This window comes from Curtobacterium sp. 24E2 (genome assembly GCF_016925595.1).
Taxonomy (GTDB): Bacteria; Actinomycetota; Actinomycetes; order Actinomycetales; family Microbacteriaceae; genus Curtobacterium.
The window spans coordinates 1,541,390-1,563,970 of sequence record NZ_CP068987.1 but is presented as its reverse complement, the minus strand read 5'-3'; the positions used below and the strand labels follow the sequence as shown (position 1 = coordinate 1,563,970).

Below are 22,581 nucleotides of genomic sequence, written 5' to 3'. Positions count from 1 at the left end.
AGACGTGTCGGACCGGCGGGCCCGGCTCGCGGCGGGCCGTCAGTGCACTGATCCTATTGGACCGGGCGGACTGTGAAACTGTGCGAGGACTCAGGAACCCGGTCAGGAACCGCAGCGGGCGAGCTCGGCGGTGCTCTTCCCGTCGGCGATGGTCTGCAGGTCGGTGACGGCCTGGTCGAGCGTCGACACCTTGTAGACGTCGAGCCCGTCCGGCACGTGCCCGACGACCTCGTCACAGTTGTCGGCCGGGGCGAGGAACACCGTCGCCCCCGCTTCCCGCGCTCCGTAGAGCTTCTGCCGGATGCCGCCGATGGCTCCGACCTCGCCGTCGGCGGTGATCGTGCCCGTCCCCGCGACGTGCTTGCCGCCGTTGAGCTTGCCTGGTGTGATCTCGTCGATGATCCCGAGCGCGAACATCATGCCGGCAGAGGGGCCGCCGACGTCCTGCAGCTTGATCGAGACGTCGAACGGGAAGTCGTACTTCTCCGTGACGCCGACGCCCAGGAGCGCGGTGCCCTGCTCGTCGCGCGGGGTCACCCGGACGTCCTTCGTCGCGCCGTCGCGCTCGACGGTGACGGTGGCCGGGGTCGACGTGCCGTGCTTCGCGACGAGCTCCCGCAGCGAGGTGGCGTCGGCGTTCGTCGTGAGCGAGGTGCCGTCGAAGGCCGTGATGACGTCGCCCTTCTCGATCGGGCCGTCGGCAGCCGAACCCTTCTGCACCGTGCCGACCTCGAGCTCCGTCGGCAGGTCGTTGCCCTGCTGGATGAGTGCTGCGGCCACGGCGGACTGCTGCGACGCCTGCATGTCGGCGGAGTCCTGCTGGTTCACCTGCTCGGTCGTGGTGCCGGTCGGGTAGATCGCCTCGACCGGGATCACGGCCTCGGACTTCGTGAAGATCGCCCGGACGACGCTGGTCCACGACGGACGGTTCGTCGCGTCGCCCTGGATGCCGACCGTCAGCATGTCGAGCGCTCCGGCGGTGGGGTAGGTCTCGTGCCCGGACACCTGGATCAGCTTGACGTCCTTCGCGTCCTTGCCCGTCCCCTGCTTCTGGGTCCCGATGGTGTTGTAGACCGGTCCGGGGACCTCGATCAGGTACGGGCTCGGCAGCACGCTCGCCAGGATCCCCAGCACGACGGCACCGATCACGAACGCCCACCCGACGGTCCTGGCACGCGAACGACGACGGGGCGCGGGGGTGAAGAGGGTCACGCGGGGTCCTTCCAGGGGCGGTCGCCGGGCCTGACGGCGGGGCGGTCGTCCGCGCCGTGCGGCGGGACTGTTCGCCCTCGGCGCAGCGGTTCGGGCGTTCCCACGGGGGCATCCCAGGTGCGGCCCCGTGAGCAGCGATTAGCGTAGTCGGCATGCCTGATGAACCACAGCCGGGGCCGGACGACGACTTCCAGGAGATGCTGCGCAAGCTGCTCTCGGGCGAGGGCCAGATCGACCCGTCGCAGCTCGCCGGTGCAGCCGGCCTGCCGAACGACCCGGCCTTCGTCGCGAACCTGATGAGCCAGCTGCAGCGTGCCGCGCAGTCCGGCGGCGACGGCATCGACTTCTCCGCGACCGCCGAGCGCGCCACCGCGATCGCCCGTGAAGGCGGCCACGCCGTCGACCCGGTGGCCTCGCAGGCGGCCGACCAGGCGTTCCAGGTCGCCGCCCTTTGGTTGGACGAGGTCACGACCGTGGCCGAGCTCACCGCCACCCCGAGCCTGTACACGCGGGAGCAGTGGGCGAAGGCGACGGTTCCGGTGTGGACCCAGATCGCCGAGCCCGTGGCATTCAGCATCGCCGATGCCCTGACCGAGGCCATCGACCAGCGTGCTCCGGAAGAACTCAAGGCGATGCTCGGCGACGTCTCGAAGGCGATGCGCGGTGTCGGCGGTGCGCTCTTCGCCATCCAGCTCGGCCAGGTCGTCGGTCAGCTGTCGAAGGAGGTGGTGTCCGGCGGCGACGTCGGTGTCCCGCTGCTGGACGAGCAGGTCGCTGCACTGCTGCCGCAGAACGTGGCCGAGTTCGCCGAGGGACTCGACGTCTCCGAGGACGAGGTCCGCATCTACCTGGCGGTCCGCGAACTCGCCCACGCACGGCTCTTCTGCTCGGCACGGTGGCTGCGACTGCACATCATCTCGTCGATCACGGACTACGCCCGGGGCATCCACATCCCCTTCGACCGCGTCGAGGAGCTCGCCGCGGACATCGACCCGACCAACCAGGAGCAGCTGCGCGGACGCGCTCGCCTCGGGTGCGCTCATCCCGCCGCGCACGCCCGACCAGGACACCGCGCTGGCACGACTCGAGACCATGCTCGCGCTCGTCGAGGGCTGGGTCGACACGGTGACCGCCGCCGCCACCGTCCGGCTGCCGAAGAGCGGCGCCATCGCCGAGATGGTCCGCCGTCGCCGGGCAGCCGGAGGACCCGCCGAGTCCGCGTTCGCGACGCTCGTCGGCCTCGAACTCCGACCCCGCCGTCTGCGCGAGGCCGCCGTGATGTGGCAGCGGGTGACGGACGAACTCGGTGCCGAGCAGCGTGACGCGCTCTGGTCGCACTTCGACCTGGTCCCCACGTCCGAGGACGTCGACGCGCCGGACGCCCTGGTCGCCCGCCTGCGGAACCCCGCGCAGACGGAGGAGGACGACGCGTTCGACAAGGCGCTCGAGGACCTCCTCAACGACGCCACCGGCGCCCGTCCGCACGAGGACGAGTCCGGTCGGATCGACGACGGCGCCCCAGGCACCGACGGAACGGGTACCGGCGAGACGGCTCCCGACGAGACGGGCACCGACGGAACGGGCACCGACGAGAGCGGCACGGACGAGGACCGCCCCGGCGACCAGCCCCGCTGAGTCCAGCGCCGCCGAGTTCTCCACAGATCCACCACCCGGCCCCACGCGTGCCCCCGAGTCGGGCACCGTGGGGTGATGGGCATCCGCATCGATCCGACACTCGAGTTCGTCTGGCGCGACCCGACGACGGTGCAGCTCGGGGTCGATCCGCCTCGTGCCGTCGTCGACGTCCCGACCACGGGCGAGGAACGGTTCCTCAGTGCACTCCGTCGTGAGACGGGGCGCGAGGCGCTGAGCGGCCTCGCCGTCACTTCGGGCTGCCCACCGGACGTCGCCGCGCGGGTGCTCGGTGCGGCGTCCCCCGCGGTGATCGACGTCCTGCCCGAACCACTCGAACGGGTCGAGGTGCACGGGTCCGGCGTGCTGGCTGACACGATCGCGGCGCACCTTTCCGGCGAGGGCGTGACCGTCGCGCGGACCTCGTCGCCGCGGGGCGGCCCCGTCGACCTGCCGGAGCACGAGCCCCGACTCGCCGTGGTGGTCGCCGACCACGTCGTCGACCCGGCGCTCCGCGCCGCCTGGACCCGCAGGGGCGTGCCGCACCTGGCCGTCGTGGTGGGCGACGGCCGCATCCGCCTCGGCCCGTTCGTGGTCCCGGGAGCCGGCCCGTGCCTCCAGTGCGCGGAGTTCGCACGCGTGGACGACGACCCGGCGTGGCCGGCGATCGCGTCGCAGCTGTGGGGACGACCACCGGCGCCGCTGTCACCGTGGCGGTCCGCCGCGGTGGCCGCGGCCGCCACCCGGCTGCTCGTGCAGCGCCTGCCGCTCCGGTCGCAACGTGCCGACCCGGACCAGGTGGTGTTCGACCGCGACGACCTGGCCGTCAGCCGGTGGTCGGTGCCGCTCCATCCGCGGTGCGCGTGCCGAGCGCTGCCAGGAACCGACTCGGAGCGCGGGCTCCCCACGCGTGGAACCCTGTCTCGACCACGTGATCGTCACGGTCCGCCGAGCACGGGTCAGGCCGACGTAGAACAGGCGCCGTTCCTCGTCGACCTCGGTGTCGGTGGTGGCGTGCGAGATCGGCAGGAGTCCCTCGGCCGCACCGGCGATGACCACGTTCGGCCACTCGAGCCCCTTGGACGAGTGCAGGGTCGCCAGGGTGACGGCGTCGACCTCGGGCTCGTGGTGGGTCGCGGCACGGTCCACCAGGTCCTGGGTGAACTGCTGCATGGTCGTGCCGGCGGGGGCGTCCTCGGCGAGGCCCATGATCGCCTGCAGGGCTTCCCACTGGTCGCGGACGGCGCCGGTGCCCTCGGGGGCGGTCGACGTCCACCCGCTGACCTGCAGCACGAGGCGGACACGGCGCGTCAGTTCGTCGTCGGTCTGCCGGATCGCCTCGCCGCGCATGTGGTGCACGGCGAGCTTCACCTCGGGCCGGTTGAAGAAGCGCGTGCCGCCCTGCACCCGGTAGGGGATGCCGTTGCGTCCGAGCGCGGATTCGAGGGCCGCGGACTGGGCGCCGACGCGGAACAGCACCGCGCAGTCGCCGTACGACGCCCCGCCGGCGACGAGTTCCGCGATCCGTCGGGCGATGGTCTGCGCCTCGTCGCCGTCGTGCACGCACGGCACCACGACGGGGTCGGGGCCGGGCTCTTCCGTCTGGGCGACCAGGTCGAGCGCGCCAGGTTGCCCGCGCATCAGGGCGTTGGCGGCGTGCACGACCTCGCGGGTGGAGCGGTAGTTCCGCTCGAGTCGCACGACCGAGCCGCGGGGGAACTCCGAGCCGAAGCCGAGCAGGTAGTCGCTCGAGGCGCCGGCGAACGAGTAGATCGTCTGGCTGGCGTCGCCGACGACGCACAGGTCGTCGCGGCCGCCGAGCCAGGCGCGCAGCAGGTCGTGCTGCACGGGCGAGACGTCCTGGTACTCGTCGACGACGAAGAACCGGTACTGCTGCCGCACGTAGGACGCGACCCGCGGCTCCGACTCGACCATGCCGAGCGTGGCGAGCAGGACGTCCTCGAAGTCGAGCTGCCGACGGTCGTCCTTCAGGCGCTCGTAGGCCTTCATCAGGTCGATCACCCGGCGCGGCGAGGTGTCGCGCGGCATCACGCGTTCGGCGGCGGCGGCCTCGTACTCCTCGAGCGAGAGCATCTGCACCTTGCGCCACTCGACCTCGGCGGCCAGGTCGCGCAGCACCGGGGTGTCGACCGACATGCCGACGGTGTCCGCGGCGTGCGCGATCATCCGGCCCTTGGACTCGACGATCTTCGGTGCGTGCCCGCCGACGGTGTCCGGCCAGAAGTAGCTGAGCTGCGCCATCGCCGCGGCGTGGAAGGTGCGCGCCTGCACCGTGCCGGCGCCGAGCGAGCGGAGCCGCGACCGCAGCTCGCCGGCGGCGCGGGTGGTGAACGTCAGCGCGAGGACGTGGTTCGGCGCGTAGGTGCCGGTCGCGACCCCGTAGGCGATGCGGTGGGTGATCGCACGGGTCTTGCCGGTGCCGGCGCCCGCCAGGACCGCGACGGGGCCGAGCAGGGTCCGGGCGACGGTGCGCTGCTCGGTGTCGAGGGCGGCGAGGAGCTCATCGGGCGACGGCGGACGGACCTCGGCCGGACCGGCCGACCCGCCCGAACCGCCCGGACCAGCGCCAGCCGGCACCGGCCCACGACCAACGCTGCTCACGGCAGGTCCAGCGGCCCGCCGTACCACTCCTCGATGATGGCGCGGGCGATCGAGGTCCGACCCGGCAGCAGCAGGGTGTCCCCCGCACGCTCCCGGATGTCCTCGCGCGAGAACCAGCGCACGTCGAGGATCTCGACGCCGTCGGGCCGCGCGGTCGACGGGTCGCCGTCCACCGCGCGGGCACGGAAGCCGACCATCAGCGACGCTGGGAACGGCCACGGCTGCGAGCCGAGGTACTCGGGCTCCTCGACGTGCACGCCTGACTCCTCGAAGACCTCGCGGCGGACGGCGTCCTCGAGCGACTCCCCGGTTCGACGAACCCGGCGAGCAGCGAGTAGCGGTCGGCGTCCCACGCGGCGTTCGAGCCGAGCAGGATGCGGTCGTCGGCGTCGACGACACCGACGATGATCGCGGCGTCGGTGCGCGGGAAGTGCTCGTGTCCTTCGGGGTCACGGCGCACCCAGCCGCCGGTGACGACGTCGGTCGCGGACCCGGTGCGGGGCGAGAAACCGTGGACGGCGTGCCAGTTCGCCATCGCCACGGCCTCGACCGCCAGGCCCTGGTCGCGCGGGGACAGCTCGGTGCCGAACATGCGCAGGCTCTCCCACGCGTCGTCGGACGGTTCGATGGTCGACGCGGTGGCGTCGTCGACGAGGGCCGCGACGAAGCGGGTGCCGGCGGGGGCGTCGGCAGCGTCGGACACCGCGCGGCCGAGGTACAGCGTCACGGTGCCGTCGGGCACGTCGGCCGCGGTCACGAACCGCAGGGTGCCGTCGGCGTTCCGGAGCATCTCCGAGCCGTGCACCGGCAGGTACCGGGTCGCGGAGTCCTCGCGCAGGACCCGGTCGAGGTCCGGCGTCGTGCGGAACTCGGCGTCGCGGTCGAGTTCGTTTCGGGACAGCGGGAGCCGGGAGGCGAACTCGACGGTCACGGCAGAGGGCTCCTCGGTTCGGGTGCAGGCGGGGCCTGCGGGCAAGGCGTGCTGGGAAGGCTTCGGGAACAGCGTGGCGTGCACCGGTGCAGGCGTCACGCACCTACCCTGAGGGGCATGGCGGGATCCCAGTTCACTCTAGCCGCGTTGGCGACGACGGCCGTGCCCGGTCTCGTCGTCACGGGCACGCGCACGCTCGGCTCGGCCGCGGCCGGCGACTACGAGTCGGCTCTCCTCCGCGACGCCGACGGCGCCCTGACGGTCATCCGACGTCCCCGGAACCAGCGGGCGGAAGCCCGACAGTCGGCCGACCTCGTCGCGATCCGTGCGCTGAGCGCCGGGATCCGCACGCGCCTCCCGTTCGGTGTGGCCGAGTACCGCGGTCAGGCGCCGATCGGATCGACCCGCGCCATCGTCACCACCCGGCTGCCGGGCGCGCACCCGACGCTCGCGTCGTTCGCCGAGCGCCCCGAACTCGCCACGAGCGTCGGCCGCGCCCTCGCCGCGATCCACCAGCTGCCGACGAGCTTCGTCTCGGACGCCGGCCTGCCGTCGCTCACCCCGTTCGAGGTGCTGCGCTCCGCCGTGTCCGTGATGGACCGCGCCGTCGCCACCAAGCTCGTGCCCGCCGCCCTGGTCGAACGGTGGGAGGGTGCCGCGCGCGACCAGCAGCTGTGGCAGTTCACCCCCACCGTCGTGCACGGTTCGATCGGCACCGGCGTCCTGCTCGTCGACGGCGATGCCGTCAGTGGGGTCCTCGACTGGGGCGAGCTCCGACTCGGCGATCCGGCGAAGGACCTCGCGTGGGTGCTCGCCGGTCGACGTGACGCCTTCGACACCGTCCTCAGCGCCTACGAGGCGAACGGCGGCGGCCGCGACCGCCAGCTCGCGCAGCGCGCCCGCGTGCACCACGAACTCGAGACGGCGCACTGGCTGCTGCACGGCGTGCAGGCGAAGAGCACCGAGGTCGTCGACGACGCGGTCGCGATGATGCACCGGCTGGTCGACGCGGTGCACGCGCCGAGCGCGGAGCCGCTGCAGTCGGTGTCCCCCGAGACGATGGAGATCGGCGAGGTCGAGCAGTTGCTGTCGTCGACCGAACGCCGACACGGCTGACCCCACGTGTCGGTCGAGCGGCCGACGTCGGTCGGCTGAGAAGCGGTGTCCGCGACCGCCTGGAGGCCCGGTGCCGGTCCGGCGGACCGGCACCGGGCCTCCAGTGCGTCGCCGGACGGGCGCGGGGCGCTCCGCCGAGCGGTCACGTCTGCCGGGCGGTACGTCGCCGACCAGCCGCGACCCGGCGACCCGGCGACCCGGCGACCCGGCGGTTCGGTGGCCCGAGGGTCCGTCAGCCGATCGCGGCCGTCCAGGCGCGCTCGAGTCCGGCACGGTCCAGCAGCTCGGTCGGACGCACCTCGAGGTCGTCCGCGACGAAGTAGAACACGGCATCGACCTGGTCGAGCGGTCGACCGGTGAACTCGGCGTACGCCACCCGGTACAGGGCGAGCTGCAGCGTCCGTCGCGCCAGGTCGTCGGCACCGGACGGCGCCTTGCCCGTCTTCCAGTCGACGACCTCGGCACGCCCGTCGATCTCGTAGACGGCGTCGAGCTTGCAGACGACGCTGTGCCCGAGGAACGGGATGTGGATCTCGCGCTCGACCTCCACCGGCGTGCGGCCGGCCCACCGTGAGCGGGCGAAGGTGGCCTGGAAGTCCGCCAGCCGTCGGGCGTCGTCGTCCGTGACCACGGCGTCGGGTGAGGCGTCGAGCAGGTCGTCGGCGTCGAGGTCGAGCTCGTCGCCCCACACGTCGAGGGTCTCGAGCGACCCGCCCGTGCGGGCACGCTGCTCCACCCACTGGTGGAAGAGCGTGCCGAGCCGGGTCGCTCGGTACGGACGCTCCGGCATCGGCCGACGCAGGCGTTCGGCCACCTTGTCCGGCTCGGTCAGGTAGTCCTTGAAGCCGGAGGCCGGCACGCGGTGCGGGACCACGACCGCGTGCTTCGCGTTCCGGGTCGCTAGTCGTTCGGCGAGCAGCAGGTCGATGTCGGCCGCGTACCGGCCGGAGGCACCGGGGTTGGCGTTCCGCACCCGCTCGGCCGCCGCCAGCACACGAGGCGCCCGCTGCCCGAACGGCACGTGCGGCCAGAGCTGCTGGGCGCCGTCCTCGCCGAGGGGTTCTCGTCGTGCACGGTGGTCTCCGGGATCGCGGTGCCGTCGACGACCCCGGCCTCGACCAGGTCGTGCAGGTACCGGCTCGGCTCGGTGGGGCGCACGCCGCCGGCCCAGAACGAACCGGACACGAGCAGGTCGTGGCGGGCACGGGTCAGCGCGACGTACGTGAGTCGGCGTTCCTCGTCCTCGTTGCGGGCCTTCACCTGCTCCTTGAAGGCGTCGATCGCGGTCGTGACGTCCTTCTGGGTCTCCTGCCCGCGCCACGCCAGGCTCGGCAGCTCGGCGCCGTCACCGCGGAACTCGTACGGCAGACGGCCGAAGCCGAGCCACCCGGACGAGCCCTCCTGCGGACGCGCGGGCAGCCCGCCCTCGACCATGCGCGGCACCGCGACGGCGTCCCACTCGAGGCCCTTCGACCCGTGGATCGTCAGGATCTGGACCGTGCCGGCTTCGGGTTCCTCGGAGCGCGGGCCCATGTCGTCACGACGCGCGGCGGCGTCGATCCACCCAGGAACGACCCGAGGTCGGCGCGGTCGTCAGTGGAGACGAACCCGGCGAGCTCGTCGATGAAGGCGTCCAGGTACGCCCCGCTGCCCTGCTCGTGCGCCGCGACCTCGATGTCGAGCCGCATCTCCTGCACCACGAGCGTCACGAAGTCGACCAGGTCGCTGCCGGCCCGCGACCGCAGCATCGCGAGCTGCGCGCCGAGCGCACGCATCCGGCTGCGGCCGGCGGGCGTGATGCCCTCGAGCGCGCCGTGCTCGTCCGGCGCGGTGGCCACGAAGTCCAGGGCGTCGACGATCGAACCGTGCTCCCCGCAGCCACCGAGGCGCGGAACGCCGCCGTCAGTTCGTCGTCGAGCCGCTGCTGGGTGTGGTCGCGCTGGAACAGCCACCGCGCGAGGTGGTGCAGGGCGACGACGTCCGCTGCGCCCACCCGCCACCGGGCGCCCGCGAGCAACCGGATGAGGTCGTTGCCGGCAGCCGGGTCGTGCAGCACCCGCAGGCAGGCGACCAGGTCCACGATCTCGGGGCGCTGGAGCAGGCCGCCGGTGCCGAGCACGTGGAAGGGCACCGCGCGCGCTCCGAGCGCCGCGGTGAACGACGCCAGGTCCTTGCGGGCGCGGAGCAGCAGGGCCATCGACCCGGTCGGGTTCCGCTTCCGGTGGTCCTGGAACCACGCGGCGACCGCGTCGGCCTCTTCCGGCAGGGTCTCCGGGAACTCCACCCGGACCGTCCCGGCGTCCGCACCGGGTCGTGGTGACAGGCGCTCGACGTCGACCTCGGACGCCTCGGACAGCGGTGCCACGATCGCGTTCGCCCCCGCGAGGACGTCGACCGGGTTCCGCCAGCTCGTCGACAGCGCGAACGTCACGGGCCGGACCGCACCCGGATCGGTGCCGCCGAAGTCGTGCGGGAAGCGTGCGAGGTTCGCGGCGCTCGCACCGCGGAACCCGTAGATCGACTGGTGCGGGTCGCCCACGGCCATCACCGAGTGCCCGCGGAACAGCCGGGCGAGGAACCGGGTCTGCACCACCGAGGTGTCCTGGTACTCGTCGAGCAGCACGACGCCGAACCGCTGCCGCAGGTCCGTGACCACCCGCGGCGCGGACTCGGCCGCGGCGAGCGCCAGCGCGATCTGGTCGGAGAACTCGACGAAGCCGCGGTCGACCTTCTGCCGCCGGAACTCCGCGACCAGGTCGGCCAGGGGTTCCAGTGCACCGATCGCGGCGACGGCGTCGGTGATCGCCTTGTAGGGCTTGCCCCGGTTGCCGGGCAGTTCGAGCAGGTCGGAGAACTCGACGGCGAAGCGGCGGAGGTCCTCCGGTTCGACGAGGTGCTCGGACGTGGCGCCCGCGAGCGCCACGACGGCCGCGGTGAGGGTGTCGACGTCGCGGTCGAGTCCGGCCAGTCGGTCGTCACGCGCGGCCACCACGACGCGGCGGGCGAGCTGCCAGGCGGACGGTTCGGTCAGGACCTGGGACTCGCCGTCGCGCCCGACGAGCAGGGCGTTCTCGCGGAAGACGGCGTTGGCGAACGCGTTGTAGGTCGAGACCGTTGGCGCTTCGAAGGCGTCGCCCGGGCTGATCAGGCCGACGTCCTCGAGCGCACGGATGCGGTCGTTGATGCGCACCGAGAGCTCGCCGGCGGCCTTGCGGGTGAAGGTCAGACCGAGGACCTCGTCGGGGCGGACCATGCCGTTCGCGAGCAGCCAGACCACCCGCGACGCCATCGTCTCGGTCTTGCCGCTGCCGGCTCCGGCGACGACGAGGGCGGGGGCGAGCGGGGACTCGATGACGGCGCGCTGCTGTGCGGTCGGACGCGGGCGGCCGAGGGCGTCGGCGATGGCGTCGGCCCCGTGCCGGATCGCGGGCGCGGCGGGTCCGAGCGCGGCAGTCGTGTCCGTCGTGCCCGTCGTGTCCGTCGTGCCCGTCGTGTCCGTCGTGCCCGTCGTTTCGGTCACCAGGTCACCTCCGAGACCACGTGGATGCGGCACTCGACGCCGGTCCGGGCCTTCTCACAGTGGTCGTCCACGTTCGCCAGGAAGGTCCGTCCGGCCATGCCGCGCGCGACTCCGTGCAGGCGCTCCCGGTAGGCGTCGCGCGCCTCGGCGTCGAACGCGTGCTGGGTGCGCTCCGAGTAGGCCTGCCCGCCGCGGGGGTTCTGCACGAAGACCAGTCGGGCGTCCGTCATGGCCGAGCCGGCGGGCACGCCCTCGACCGCGCCGTCCTCGATCGCCAGCTGGTACGCGCCGAGCTGCGGGTGCTCCGGCATGTCGTTCTTCTCGCTCGGCATCGAGCGTCCGGTCTTCAGGTCCACGACGCTGACGCGGCCCTCGGGGTCGACCTCGATGCGGTCGATGCTGCCGCGCATCCGGGCGGGGCCGGTGACCAGGGCGAACGAGGTCTCGGCGCCGAGCAACCGGCGGCCGGCGCCCGCGAAGGTCCGCAGGTAGTCACTGAGCCCCTCGATCATGCGGCGGGTGCGTGCGCGCTCCCGATCGGCCACCCACGGCGACTCGAAGGTCAGTTCGTCCCACCGGGCCTCGACCCGCTCCCACAGCGACTCGACGTCGATCTCGGTCGCGTGCTCCATGGCCTCGTGCACGATCGTGCCGATCCCCATCGCCGGACTCGGTGCACCGCCGCCGAAGGTCTGCACGAACCAGTGCACGGGGCACTCCTCGAACGTGCCGATGCGCGACGGCGAGACGGACACCGTCGGGGCGACGGGTTCGCCGCCCTCGACCTCTGGGGCCGGGTCGGCGTCGAGGTCGACCAGAGGCTCGTCGGTGGTGGGCTCGGCGAGGCCGTACCAGTCGTCCGGAGCGGCCCCGGGGACCTCTGCCTCGGCCAGTCGGGCGAGCGCCGAGGCGGCCTCGTGGTCGCCGGAGAGCACCACGCGCCGCCGCAGGGACCCGGCCAGACCGCGCAGGGACAGCGGGTGCACGGTCGGCTGCCGGTCCGGCGGCACCGGCACCAGGCGGACGAACGGCGACGGGGACTCGTCGTCGTTGGCGACGGTGCCGATCACGACCTGCGTGGTCGCGCGGGAGACGGCGCGGGCGAACAGGCGGAGTTCGTCGGCGACCACGGCGGCGCGGTCGTCGATCGGCGAACGCTCGGCCCCGGAAGCCGCGCGGACCAGCCCGTCCGGGTCGAGCAGACTGCCGCGCACCCGGGTGTTCGGCCACACGCCGTCCTGCAGTCCGAGCACCACGACGACGTCGCACTCGAGTCCGATCGTCGCCGAGGGGGTGAGCACCCGCACCCGGCCGGCGGTGCGGTCGGGTCCGATGGAGTCCTCGGGTAGGTCGGCGCCGAGCAGGTCGTCGACGAACACCCGGGCCGGGGCGTCCGGGGTGCGTTCGACGAACCGCTTGGCGGCGGTGAACAGGCCGACGACGGCGTCGAGGTGCCGGTCGGCTTCGCCGGCTCCGACCCCGCCTGCCGCGGACTGCCCGCCCCACGACTTCGCGAGGCCGCTGCGCTCCCACAGGCCCCAGAGGATCTCCTCGATGCTCGATCCGGCCTCGGCGTCGGCGTGTGCCTGCACCAGGCTGCGTGCGAGTCGGGTCGCCCGTCTGGCGAAGCCGGCGTCGACCGTGGCCAGACGCTCCGGGGCACCGAGCGCGTCGATCAGGAGCTCGTCGGCCGTGCGGGTGCCGTCGCCGGCCAGCTCTTCACGCCGCAGGGCGAGCCGCAGCCGGCGCATCGCCAGGGTGTCGAGCCCGCCGAGCGGCCCGGTGGCGAACGCCGTGGCCAGGGCGGCGTCGAGGGGCAGGACCCCGAGGGCGACCGCCGCGGCGTCGAGCAGCGCCCGCGCCGCCGAGTCGTCACGGGGGCGGACGGGCGCGGCACCGGCGGTCGCGGGGACCTCGGCCACCGAGAGCGCACGGACGAGCTCGGGGATCGCGGCACCGCTGCGGGTGACGACGGCCATCCGGTGCCACGGCACACCGTCGAGCAGGCGGTGCTCCCGGAGCCTCCGCGCGACGGCCACGAGCAGCGCCGAGCGGCTCGCCGCCTCGAGGTGCACGACGGCGTCTGCTCGGGCGTCCTCGTCGCTCGCCGTCGCGGCGCGCTGCCGACCGGCCGCTGCCGTGCCGATGCGCCCCGTGATCCCCGAGACCAGCGACCGGATCGGCGCGGGGTACCGGTGCACGGTGCCGAGGAAGAGTTCGTCGACCCGGTCCACGCCGAGTCGCACGGCCAGGCGCCCGAGCACGTCCGGCTCGGCCCCGCGGAACGCCGAGGCGGCGATGTCCGGGTCGCCGAACGCCACGACCTGCACGCCGGACCGGGCGAGCGCACCGAGCAGTGCCACTTCGCCCTCGACGAGTTCCTGGGTGTCGTCGACCACGATGAGTCCGAGGGCTGCGATGCTCGCGGGCAGCTCACCGCGCAACACGGCCGCGGTGGCGAACGCGACGAGCTCGCCGGAGTCGAGGCTGGTCGCGCGGAACGCGGTGACCGAGGCCCGGTACTCGTCGACGAAGTCACCGACCGCCCGCCACTCGGGTCGACCGCCCTCGTCCCCGAGCTCGCGCATGTCCTCGGGCTCGACGCCCGCCGCGACCGCACGCATCATGACGTCGCGCAGCGCGGTCCGGAACCCGGCGCGCTCGCGCACCACCGCGGTGATCGGTTCGGGCCAGTCCGGACCAGTGCCATCCAGCTCGTGGCCGGCGAGCAGGTCGGCGATGATGCGGTCCTGCTCGCCACCGGTCAGCAGCGTGGGCGCTTCCTGTCCCTGGACCGCGGCGGCGTGCGCGACGATCTGGAAGGCCAACGAGTTCACGGTCCGGGCGAGCGCCCCGGGCACCACGCGGTCGACGGCAGCGGCGAGGCGGTCACGCAGAGCGGTCGCAGCGGTCCGCGACGAGGTCAGCGCGAGCACGGTGGCGTGCCCGTCGGGGCTGATCGCGCCCGGTCGGCGCAACCGGTCGGCGACGAGCCGGGCGAGCGTGGTCGTCTTGCCCGTGCCGGGGGCGCCGATGACCGCCGCGTGCCGGCCGTCGGGCAGCGCGAGCACGGCGGTCTGGGACGGGTCGTCGACCAGGGCGCGTGCGACGCCGACGTCTGCGGGGGCTGGCGTCAGCGTGGTCTGCGGCACGCTCGTACGGTACCCACGACCGCCGACACCACCCGGCTCGGCGCGGGCGCGGCGCGTACCCGGGCCGCCGAGTGCGCCCGCGGCGAACGTCCGATGTCCTCCGGGACCGCTCGGATACGCTGTGCTCGTGGACATCAAGATCGGCATCATCAACAGCCCGCGCGAGATCGCGTTCGAGACCGCCCAGACCGCCGACGAGATCGAGAAGGCCGTGTCTGAGGCCCTCGCGTCGAAGGCGACGCACCTGTCGCTCCAGGACGACAAGGGCCGTCGCTTCATCGTTCCGGTCGCCGCCCTGGCGTACGTCGAGGTCGGCGCGGAAGAGGCACGCCGCATCGGCTTCGTCGCCTGACGACGTGGAACTGCTCTTCGCCGTCCTCGGCGGCCTGATCATCGGTGGGATCGCGCACGTGGTCCTGCCGTGGCGCGCCAGTCGTGGCGTCCTGATCGGGCCCGCCGTGGGCGGCATCGCCGCTGCCGTGCTGTGGGAGGCACTGACCTGGGCCGGGTGGCGGTACGACGCCACCTGGATCTGGGTCGTGGCCCTGGTCGGCGCGGGCGTCGTCGCCCTCGTCGTCGAGTGGCTGCTCGGGACGCGTCGCGACAAGAGCGACGTCGAGTACTACGAACGACTCAAGGCCCGCGGGGCCTAGGCCGTCAGGCCGAGTGCGTCCATCCGCCGGGTGTGCGCCGCGATCAGTTCGGTCCAGACCGGCTCGAGCCGCTCCTGGTCTTCGCGCGCGTGCGACGCCAGCGCCGACCGTGCCACGAGCAGCGTGTCCCCGACCAGGCGTCGGCCCCACATCGCCAGGCGCGAGCCGACCTCGGGGTCGTCCTCGATCCGGGCGCTCAGTTCCTCGACGACCGCGGGTTCCTCACGCGCGTCGAACACGGAGCGCAAGCGCTGCCGCACGTCGTTCGGCAGCGACCGCAGCAGGTTGCCGAACAGGTCGTTCAGGATGCCGGCCGTGACGTAACCGGTGAGCATCGACTCGTACCAGTCGGCGCCGCTGGTGCGCTCGAGGAACCGGTCGATCGCCTCGCGGTGCGGCGCCATGAGCTCCGCCGGGTCCGAACCGTTCCGTTCGATCTCGGCGACGATCGTGCGGTGCCGGTCGAGCGCCGTCGTCGCGAGCACACCGGTCACCAGGCGGCCGGACAGGGTCGGCGCCGAGGCACCGGCACGGCCCATCGTCTCGTAGACGGAGAGCTGCAGGTACGCGGCCTGCCCCAGGTAGACGTCGAGCTCGGGGGTGACGTCGTCGAGCGCCAGACGCTTGACCTGGCTTGCGTTCCGCGGGTTCCGCGACGCGAGCCACGCTGCTGCGAGCTGCGCCGCGCGCTTCCGGTTCCACCACGACACCACCCGGAGAGCATAGCGGGAACCGCCTCGCGCCCCGCTCCACCCGCCCATCGGTAGACTGGCCCGGACTTCCACCAGAACTAAGGTGATTCTTTGACTTTCGCAGACCTCTCCATCGAGCAGGACATCGTCGACGCGCTCGCGGGCAAGGGCATCCTCGAGCCCTTCCCGATCCAGCAGCAGACAATCCCGCTCGCCCTCACCGGCCAGGACATCATCGGCCAGGCCAAGACCGGTACGGGCAAGACCTTCGGGTTCGGCCTCCCCTCATCCAGCGACTCGGTGCCGACCCGGCCCCCGGTGTCAAGGCCCTCGTCGTCGTCCCGACCCGTGAACTCGCGGTCCAGGTGACCGAGGACCTCGAGGTCGCCACCTCGAACCGCCCGACCACCATCGCGGCGATCTACGGCGGCAAGGCGTACGAGGGCCAGATCGAGCAGCTCAAGGCCGGCGCCCAGATCGTCGTCGGCACGCCCGGGCGCCTCATCGACCTGCAGCGCCAGCGACTCCTCGACCTGTCCCACGTGCAGGAAGTCGTCCTCGACGAGGCCGACCGCATGCTCGACCTGGGCTTCCTGTCGGACATCGAGCGCATCTTCCAGGCCATCCCCGAGGTGCGGCACACGATGCTGTTCTCGGCCACGATGCCCGCGCCGATCGTCGCCCTCGCCCGCCGGTTCATGAGCCGTCCGGTGCACATCCGGGCGACCGACCCGGACGAGGGCCTCATGCAGGCCAACATCAAGCACCTCATCTACCGCGCGCACTCCCTGGACAAGGACGAGGTCATCGCCCGCATCCTCCAGGCCGAGGGCCGCGGCAAGACCGTGATCTTCACGCGCACCAAGCGTGCGGCGGCGAAGCTGGTCGAGGAGCTCAAGGACCGCGGGTTCAACGCCGCAGCGGTGCACGGCGACCTCAACCAGGAGCAGCGCGAGCGCGCGATGGCCGCCTTCAAGGCCGGCAAGCGCGACGTGCTCATCGCCACCGACGTCGCCGCCCGCGGCATCGACGTGGACGACGTCACGCACGTCATCAACCACACGATCCCGGACGACCCGGACACGTACCTGCACCGCGCCGGCCGCACCGGCCGTGCCGGCAAGACCGGCATCGCGGTCACGTTCGTCGACTGGGACGACCTGCACAAGTGGACGCTGATCGACAAGGCCCTCGAGTTCGGCATCCCCGAGCCCGTCGAGACCTACTCGTCGTCGCCGCACCTGTTCGAGGAGCTCGACATCCCGAAGGGCACCAAGGGCCGTCTGCCCGGTGCCTCGTCGCACGCCGCGTCGGCCGGCGCCCCCGCCGAGAAGCGCAGCAGCGACCGTCCGGCCTCCGGTCCGCGTGACGCGTCACGTTCGCGGTCGCGCAGTCGCACCCGGTCAGGAGGCTCTGAGCAGCCCGCCTCGCAGGCTCCCGCCACCGAGTCCGCGGCTCCGACCTCCGCGCCCGCCGACGACACGTCGGCCACCGAGGGCGGGACCACCGACGGCGCCGCGAAGCGTCGCCGTCGTCGCCGCCGTCGCGGGGCCGGCACCGGCGATGCCTCGGCGACCGCCTCGGCACCGCAGGGTTCGTCGGACGGCGAGTAGCGCCTCCAGACCGAAGGGTCCGTCGCTGACGCGACGGGCCCTTCGTCGTCCCCACCCCGAGACTCGGGCTGAGCGACATTCCTCGCGTCCGCGGACACGAGAACTGTCGCTGAACGTGAGTCTCGGGCTGGTGGTGACGGCCCTCGGGTCAGGACAAGCGCGAACCGGGGCCGACCACGGGCGCGCTGCCGGTGGCCTCGGACAGGATTGCGTCGAACGCGGCCCGCGCCGTCCGGTGCTCGCCGAGCCGGTTCGGCTTGCCCGTGCCGTGGTAGTCGCTCGAACCGGTGACGAACAGACCGTAGCGCGATGCCCAGTCGAGCAGGGTGCGCTTGCCGTGCGCGAGGTTCTCGCGGTGGTCGACCTCGAGCCCGCCGAGCCCGGCGTCGACGAGGTCGCGGAGCATCGGCTCGTCGATGACGATCCCCCGCGACGAGGCTGCCGGGTGCGCGATGACCGGCACACCGCCCGCCTGTCGGATGAGTTCGACGCCGCGCAGGGGCGACGGCGCCTCGTGCGGTTCGTAGTAGCCGGACGCCGGGTGCAGGATGCCGCGGAACGCCGCGCTCCGGTCGGACTCGAGGCCCCGCGCGACGAGCGCGTCGGCGATGTGCGGGCGGCCGATGGTGGCCCCGGGGCTCGCCTGCGCCAGGACGTCGGCCCAGGTGATCGGGTGGTCCTCGCCGATGCGGTCGACCATGCGGTGTGCGCGCGAGAGGCGGCCGGAGCGGATGCGGTCCGTCTCCTCGACCAGGCCCGGGTCCTGCGGATCGACCAGGTACCCGAGGACGTGCACACTGCGGAAACCGATGCGCGTGCTGAGCTCGAGACCCGGCAGGAGCGTCAGCGGCAGCTCGCGTGCGGACTCCGACGCGTCGGCCCAACCGGCGGTCGTGTCGTGGTCGGTGAGCGCGACGGCGTCCAGGCCGGCGGCCGCGGCCGCTCGGACGAGCTCCGCGGGTCGCTCGGTGCCGTCGGAGACACTCGAGTGCGCGTGCAGGTCGATGAACGGGTCGGGCACGTCGACAATGCTATCCACAGGTGAGGGGCCGCACAGGACGCCGGTGCAGCGCGGTGCGATGATGGGGGCATGGCCGACACGACTCCCCGCGCGACGAGCAACCGTTCCACGACCCCCGGGTCCTCGACCTTCAAGGACTTCATCGGGTCGCAGTGGGCCGACCGCGAGCAGACGATCCCCGAGCCCCGCGAACAGGCCGCCTTCGCCGCCGAGCGTCGGGCCCGCATCTCCGAGCTGCACCCGGGCCGCACGATCGTCGTCCCCGCCGGGCAGGCCAAGGTCCGCTCGAACGACTGCGACTACCCGTTCCGCCCACACTCCACCTTCGCGCACCTGACCGGATGGGGCACCGACACCGTCGTCGGCTCCGTCCTCGTGATGACGCCGAACGGCTCCGGGCACGACACCACGCTCTACTTCCGCGCCACGGCCGGTCGTGATTCGGAAGAGTTCTACGCGAACCCCGAGATCGGCGAGTTCTGGGTCGGCCCGCGTCCCTCGCTCGACGCCGTCGCTGCCGACCTCGGGCTGGCCACGGCCGACCTCGGTGCCTTCCCGGACGTCGCCGACGGGCTCGACGCCTCGGCACTGCTCGTGCGCGAGGCCGACGACGACCTGACCCGCACCCTCGACGCACGACTCGGCAGCGCCGTCGGCGGCGCACCGGAGACCGACGACGCACCGGCGACCGACGACGTCCTCGCCCGCGACCTGTCCGAGCAGCGCCTGGTGAAGGACGCGTACGAGGTCAGTGAGCTCCGCAAGGCCGTCGACGCCACCAAGCACGGCTTCGACGACGTGATCGCCGACTTCGACGCCGTCCTGGCACACCCCCGGGGCGAGCGCATCGTCGAGGGCACCTTCAACCGCCGGGCTCGTGCCGACGGCAACACGGTCGGCTACGACACCATCGCCGCCTCGGGCCACCACGCCTGCATCCTGCACTGGACCCGGAACGACGGCGCCGTGCAGCCGGGCGACCTGATCCTCATCGACGCCGGGGTCGAGGTCGACACGTTCTACACGGCCGACATCACCCGCACGCTGCCGGTCAGCGGCACGTTCTCCCCGTGCAGCGCATGGTCTACGACGCCGTGCTCGAAGCGGCGGACGCCGCGTTCGCGATCGTCAAGCCGGGCATCACGTTCCGCCAGGTGCACGCCACGGCGATGGAGGTCATCGCCCGCAAGACCGCCGAGTGGGGCTTCCTGCCCGTCTCGGCAGAAGAGTCGCTCGAGCCGGACAACCAGTTCCACCGCCGCTACATGGTGCACGGCACGAGCCACCACCTCGGCCTCGACGTGCACGACTGCGCGAAGGCCCGTCGCGAGATGTACATCGACGGCGTCGTGCAGCCCGGCATGGTGTTCACGATCGAGCCCGGTCTGTACTTCCAGCAGGACGACCTGACGGTGCCCGAGGAGTTCCGCGGCATCGGCGTCCGGATCGAGGACGACATCCTGGTCACCGCGGACGGCGCCGAGAACCTGTCGATCGGCATCCCCGGACCCCCTCGGAAGTGGAGGGGTGGATCGCCCGCTCCGGCCGCTAGCCTGAGCGGGTGACGACGCCCGACGCCTCCACCGACTCCCGCACGCCGCAGTTCTCGATCGAGGTCGAGCACTTCGACTCCCCGATGCGCAGCGACTCCGAGCCGCGCAGCGCCTGGAGATCGACCGTGCCTACGGCGGCGACACCGAACCCGGCGAGAAGCCGACGGCCGACTCCATCGCGGTGTTCTTCGTGGCGCGCGACGAGGCCGGCACGCCGCTGGCGTGCGGCGGGCTGCGGGTCGTCGCCGACGGCATCACCGAGATCAAGCGCATGTACGTCCGGCCGGAGTCCCGCGGCTCGGGTGTGGCGGCCGCGCTGCTGCGCCGGCTCGAGGAAGCCGCGCTCGACCTCGGGTCACCGGCGCTCGTGCTCGAGACCGGGAACGAGCAGAAGCGCGCCGTCGGGTTCTACGAGCGCGAGGGCTTCACGCGCATCGCCAACTTCGGGCCGTACGTCGGTGCCCCGCTGTCGATCTGCTACTCGAAGGTGCTGTAGCCCGACCACATCGGCCCCGAGCACGCAAGCGTCAGGGGCGCTCGTCGCCCTTCGGAGACGACGGGGACGACGGGGTCGACGAAGACGACGGTGCCGGCGGCGTCGCACCGGGCACCCGCTCGCCGTACTGCGGCGGGTCCTGCGGACGACGCTCGGGGATCGCCGGCCCACCCGAGGTCGGGCGGTCCGCGGGGGCGGCGGCGGCCGGGTCCGCGTTCTCCCGTACCGGGGCCCGTCGTTGGTGCCGTAGCGCGGCGGGGCCGTGGGCGCATCCGCCTGCCCGCCGGGGGCCGACGTGCCGGGCTGCTGCGGGCCTCCCGGCTGCTGGTGGGGTGTGGCGTGCCCGCCGTACGGCGACTGCTGCGGCGGGGCGGGACGCCACGGCTGCTGTCCCTGCACGGGCGCTCCTGGAGCGCCCTGCTGGGGCCGCTCGTTCCAGTGCGTGGACGGCGTCGCGCCGTGCTCGCCGAGGATCCGCTGCGCCTGACCGGTCAGCTGCGGGTTGACGACGATCTGGTAGTTCGTGGCGAGCACCTGGTGGACGCTCGTGAAGTCGCGCTGGCGCTTCGTGATCGCGAACGAGACGATGCCGTAGAGCATGCCGAACGCGGCACCGATGATCGCTGCGGCGAGGATCAGGCCGCCGGCGCTCGGCGAGAACAGGGTGAGCACGATGCCGAAGAAGATGCCGAGCCAGAGACCGGACAGGGCTCCGGCGATGGCTGCACGGCCGTAGGTCATCTTGCCGGTGACGCGCTCGACGGTCTTCAGGTCGTTGCCCACGATCGAGAGCTGGTTGACCGGGAAGTCGGCGTCGGCGAGCTTCGCGACGACGCGCTGCGCATCGGGGTAGCTGTCGTACGTGCCGAGGACGTCGCCCTTGGGCAGCGTCGGGAAGGCCTGGGCGGTCCTGCCGGCGAAGGGACTCTGATTGCTCACACAGCCATCATTCACCGCGCACCTTGCAATCGCACGTGCACCGCCGGGGAAGCGCCAGCACGCGACCGACTACGCTGGGTCGGGTGAGCGCCACGAAGGTCTTCGTCGCCCGCCTCGCCGGGTGCTCCGTCTTCGACCCCGCGGGCGACCGCGTGGGCAAGGTCCGGGACGTCCTGGTGGTCTACCGCCGGGCCGATCCCCCGCACGTCGTGGGGTTGATCGTCGAGGTACCGGGCAAGCGCCGCATCTTCGTCAGCGTCGGCCGCATCACCTCGATCGGTGCCGGCCAGGTCATCACCACCGGGCTCGTCAACATGCGCCGCTTCGAGCAGCGCGGCGGCGAGGTCCGGGTGATCGCCGAGATGCTCGGTCGCAAGGTGCTCATCAAGAACCAGCGGATCCGCGCCACCATCGAGGACGTCGCGATCGAGGACCGTGGGCAGGGCGACTGGGAGGTCGCGCAGCTCTTCCTCCGCAAGCCGAAGACCACCCCATCGCCGTTCGGCAAGGGCCCGACGACGTTCGCGACGTGGAACGAGGTCACCGAGGACGAGCTCCCGGCGAGGCCCAGTCCGCCGAGCACGTCATCGCCGCGTACTCCGACCTGGTACCCGCCGACCTGGCGAGCACGCTGCTCGACCTGCCGGAGGAACGCCGGTTCGAGGTCGCCGAAGAGCTCCTCGACGACCGACTTGCCGACGTGCTCGAGGAGATGCCCGACCAGGAGCGCGTCGAGATCCTGTCGCGGCTCGAGGACTCCCGCGCGGCCGACGTGCTCGACCAGATGCAGCCGGACGACGCCGCCGACGTCCTCGCGCAGTTCTCCGACGAACGGAGCGAGGCGCTCCTGCAGCTCATGGAGCCGGAGGAGGCGCAGGACGTCCGCATGCTCCTGGAGTACGAGCCGGACACCGCCGGTGGTCTGATGACCACCGAGCCCGTCATCGTCTCCGCCGACGCGACCGTCGCCGAGGGGCTCGCGCTCGTCCGCCGCCACGACCTCGCGCCGGTGCTCGGCGCCGCGGTGTGCGTCACGCTGCCGCCGTACGAGCCGCCGACCGGTCGGTTCCTCGGGCTGGTGCACTTCCAGCGCATGCTCCGCTACCCGCCGAACGAACGGCTCGGCACGCTCATCGACCAGCAGACCGAGCCGGTCCGGGTCGACGCGAGCGCCGCCGAGGTCACCCGCGTGATGGCGACCTACAACCTGCTGTCCGTCCCCGTGGTCGACGACGCCCACCGCCTCGTCGGGGTGGTGACGATCGACGATGTCCTCGACCACGTCCTGCCGGACGACTGGCGAAGTCAGGGCGAGGGGGAACCCTCACCGCTTCCACGCCAACGCCCGCGCAAGACACCCGTGACGACGGGAAGGAGGACCACCCGTGGCCCGAACGGATGAGAACCGTCGTGATCGCGAGCGCTCCGA

General features: G+C 72.6%; 15 protein-coding genes and 5 pseudogenes. 8 read left to right on the top strand and 12 right to left on the bottom strand.

The annotated features are described in order from the left end of the window. Positions 1–102: 102 nt before the first annotated feature. Complete coding sequence (locus JN350_RS07815; protein ID WP_240347622.1) at positions 103–1,212, bottom strand: S16 family serine protease; 1,110 nt, start codon at positions 1,210–1,212, stop codon at positions 103–105. A gap of 152 nt (positions 1,213–1,364) precedes the next feature. On the opposite strand from JN350_RS07815, the pseudogene JN350_RS20705 reads away from it, so the two are divergent. Next, a pseudogene (locus JN350_RS20705) lies at positions 1,365–2,847 on the top strand (zinc-dependent metalloprotease). A gap of 702 nt (positions 2,848–3,549) precedes the next feature. Here the strand turns inward: JN350_RS20705 and JN350_RS07805 are convergent. The 3 genes from JN350_RS07805 to JN350_RS07800 are packed head-to-tail and all read right to left on the bottom strand — an operon-like array spanning position 3,550 to position 6,397. Beyond that, on the bottom strand, positions 3,550–5,466 hold the full coding sequence (locus tag JN350_RS07805) for an ATP-dependent helicase (protein WP_240347621.1): 1,917 nt from the start codon (positions 5,464–5,466) through the stop codon (positions 3,550–3,552). Then, the gene (locus JN350_RS19160; protein WP_240347620.1) at positions 5,463–5,723 is read right to left on the bottom strand and encodes an NUDIX hydrolase; all 261 of its coding nucleotides are present in this window, start codon (positions 5,721–5,723) and stop codon (positions 5,463–5,465) included. The genes JN350_RS07805 and JN350_RS19160 overlap by 4 nt, the downstream gene beginning before the upstream one ends. Beyond that, entirely contained in the window at positions 5,663–6,397 is a 735-nt protein-coding gene (locus JN350_RS07800) for an NUDIX-like domain-containing protein (RefSeq protein ID WP_240347619.1), read from the bottom strand. The genes JN350_RS19160 and JN350_RS07800 overlap by 61 nt, the downstream gene beginning before the upstream one ends. 117 nt (positions 6,398–6,514) lie before the next feature. On the opposite strand from JN350_RS07800, the gene JN350_RS07795 reads away from it, so the two are divergent. Continuing rightward, positions 6,515–7,513 (top strand): phosphotransferase, encoded by a 999-nt coding sequence (locus JN350_RS07795; RefSeq protein WP_205464142.1) that lies wholly within the window; start codon positions 6,515–6,517, stop codon positions 7,511–7,513. Positions 7,514–7,745: 232 nt separating this feature from the next. Here JN350_RS07795 and JN350_RS19155 read toward each other — a convergent pair whose 3' ends face one another. Genes JN350_RS19155 through JN350_RS07785 form a run of 5 tightly spaced genes read right to left on the bottom strand, consistent with a single transcriptional unit; the run spans position 7,746 to position 14,185 of the window. Further along, positions 7,746–8,486, bottom strand: a complete 741-nt coding sequence (locus tag JN350_RS19155) for a PD-(D/E)XK nuclease family protein (protein WP_240347618.1) — start codon at positions 8,484–8,486, stop codon at positions 7,746–7,748. Beyond that, positions 8,414–9,046 carry a 3'-5' exonuclease gene (locus JN350_RS19150; RefSeq protein WP_240347617.1) on the bottom strand — a complete coding sequence of 211 codons (633 nt, stop codon included), beginning with the start codon at positions 9,044–9,046 and terminating at the stop codon, positions 8,414–8,416. Before JN350_RS19150 ends, JN350_RS19155 begins: the two co-directional genes overlap by 73 nt. After that, the gene (locus tag JN350_RS19145; protein WP_240347616.1) at positions 8,998–9,261 is read right to left on the bottom strand and encodes a hypothetical protein; all 264 of its coding nucleotides are present in this window, start codon (positions 9,259–9,261) and stop codon (positions 8,998–9,000) included. The genes JN350_RS19150 and JN350_RS19145 overlap by 49 nt, the downstream gene beginning before the upstream one ends. Next, complete coding sequence (locus JN350_RS19140) at positions 9,219–11,033, bottom strand: ATP-dependent helicase (protein WP_240347615.1); 1,815 nt, start codon at positions 11,031–11,033, stop codon at positions 9,219–9,221. The genes JN350_RS19145 and JN350_RS19140 overlap by 43 nt, the downstream gene beginning before the upstream one ends. Further along, positions 11,030–14,185 carry a UrvD/REP family ATP-dependent DNA helicase gene (locus JN350_RS07785; RefSeq protein WP_205464141.1) on the bottom strand — a complete coding sequence of 1,052 codons (3,156 nt, stop codon included), beginning with the start codon at positions 14,183–14,185 and terminating at the stop codon, positions 11,030–11,032. The genes JN350_RS19140 and JN350_RS07785 overlap by 4 nt, the downstream gene beginning before the upstream one ends. Positions 14,186–14,312: 127 nt before the next feature. On the opposite strand from JN350_RS07785, the gene JN350_RS07780 reads away from it, so the two are divergent. Both JN350_RS07780 and JN350_RS07775 read left to right on the top strand, forming a co-directional pair. Further along, positions 14,313–14,537, top strand: a complete 225-nt coding sequence (locus tag JN350_RS07780) for a DUF3107 domain-containing protein (protein ID WP_205464140.1) — start codon at positions 14,313–14,315, stop codon at positions 14,535–14,537. A gap of 4 nt (positions 14,538–14,541) precedes the next feature. Continuing rightward, positions 14,542–14,838: a hypothetical protein gene (locus tag JN350_RS07775; protein ID WP_123294090.1), complete on the top strand. Its 297-nt coding sequence runs from the start codon at positions 14,542–14,544 to the stop codon at positions 14,836–14,838. On the opposite strand, the gene JN350_RS07770 is transcribed toward JN350_RS07775, so the two are convergent. Continuing rightward, the gene (locus JN350_RS07770) at positions 14,835–15,551 is read right to left on the bottom strand and encodes a ferritin-like fold-containing protein (RefSeq protein ID WP_240347614.1); all 717 of its coding nucleotides are present in this window, start codon (positions 15,549–15,551) and stop codon (positions 14,835–14,837) included. The genes JN350_RS07775 and JN350_RS07770 overlap by 4 nt on opposite strands. 90 nt (positions 15,552–15,641) lie before the next feature. Between JN350_RS07770 and JN350_RS07765 the strand changes: the two are divergent. Beyond that, a pseudogene (locus tag JN350_RS07765) lies at positions 15,642–17,143 on the top strand (DEAD/DEAH box helicase). Positions 17,144–17,291: 148 nt separating this feature from the next. Here JN350_RS07765 and JN350_RS07760 read toward each other — a convergent pair. After that, positions 17,292–18,164 (bottom strand): PHP domain-containing protein, encoded by an 873-nt coding sequence (locus JN350_RS07760; protein WP_205464139.1) that lies wholly within the window; start codon positions 18,162–18,164, stop codon positions 17,292–17,294. A 69-nt stretch (positions 18,165–18,233) separates the two neighbouring features. Between JN350_RS07760 and JN350_RS07755 the strand changes: the two are divergent. Beyond that, positions 18,234–19,716 (top strand): annotated as a pseudogene (locus tag JN350_RS07755) (aminopeptidase P family protein). Positions 19,717–19,907: 191 nt separating this feature from the next. Beyond that, entirely contained in the window at positions 19,908–20,213 is a 306-nt protein-coding gene (locus tag JN350_RS07750; RefSeq protein WP_240347613.1) for a GNAT family N-acetyltransferase, read from the top strand. 660 nt (positions 20,214–20,873) lie between these two features. Here JN350_RS07750 and JN350_RS20700 read toward each other — a convergent pair. Further along, positions 20,874–21,152 (bottom strand): annotated as a pseudogene (locus tag JN350_RS20700) (YflT domain-containing protein); the annotation flags it as partial. An 83-nt stretch (positions 21,153–21,235) separates the two neighbouring features. On the opposite strand from JN350_RS20700, the pseudogene JN350_RS07745 reads away from it, so the two are divergent. After that, positions 21,236–22,554, top strand: a pseudogene (locus JN350_RS07745) (magnesium transporter MgtE N-terminal domain-containing protein). Positions 22,555–22,581: the final 27 nt, after the last annotated feature.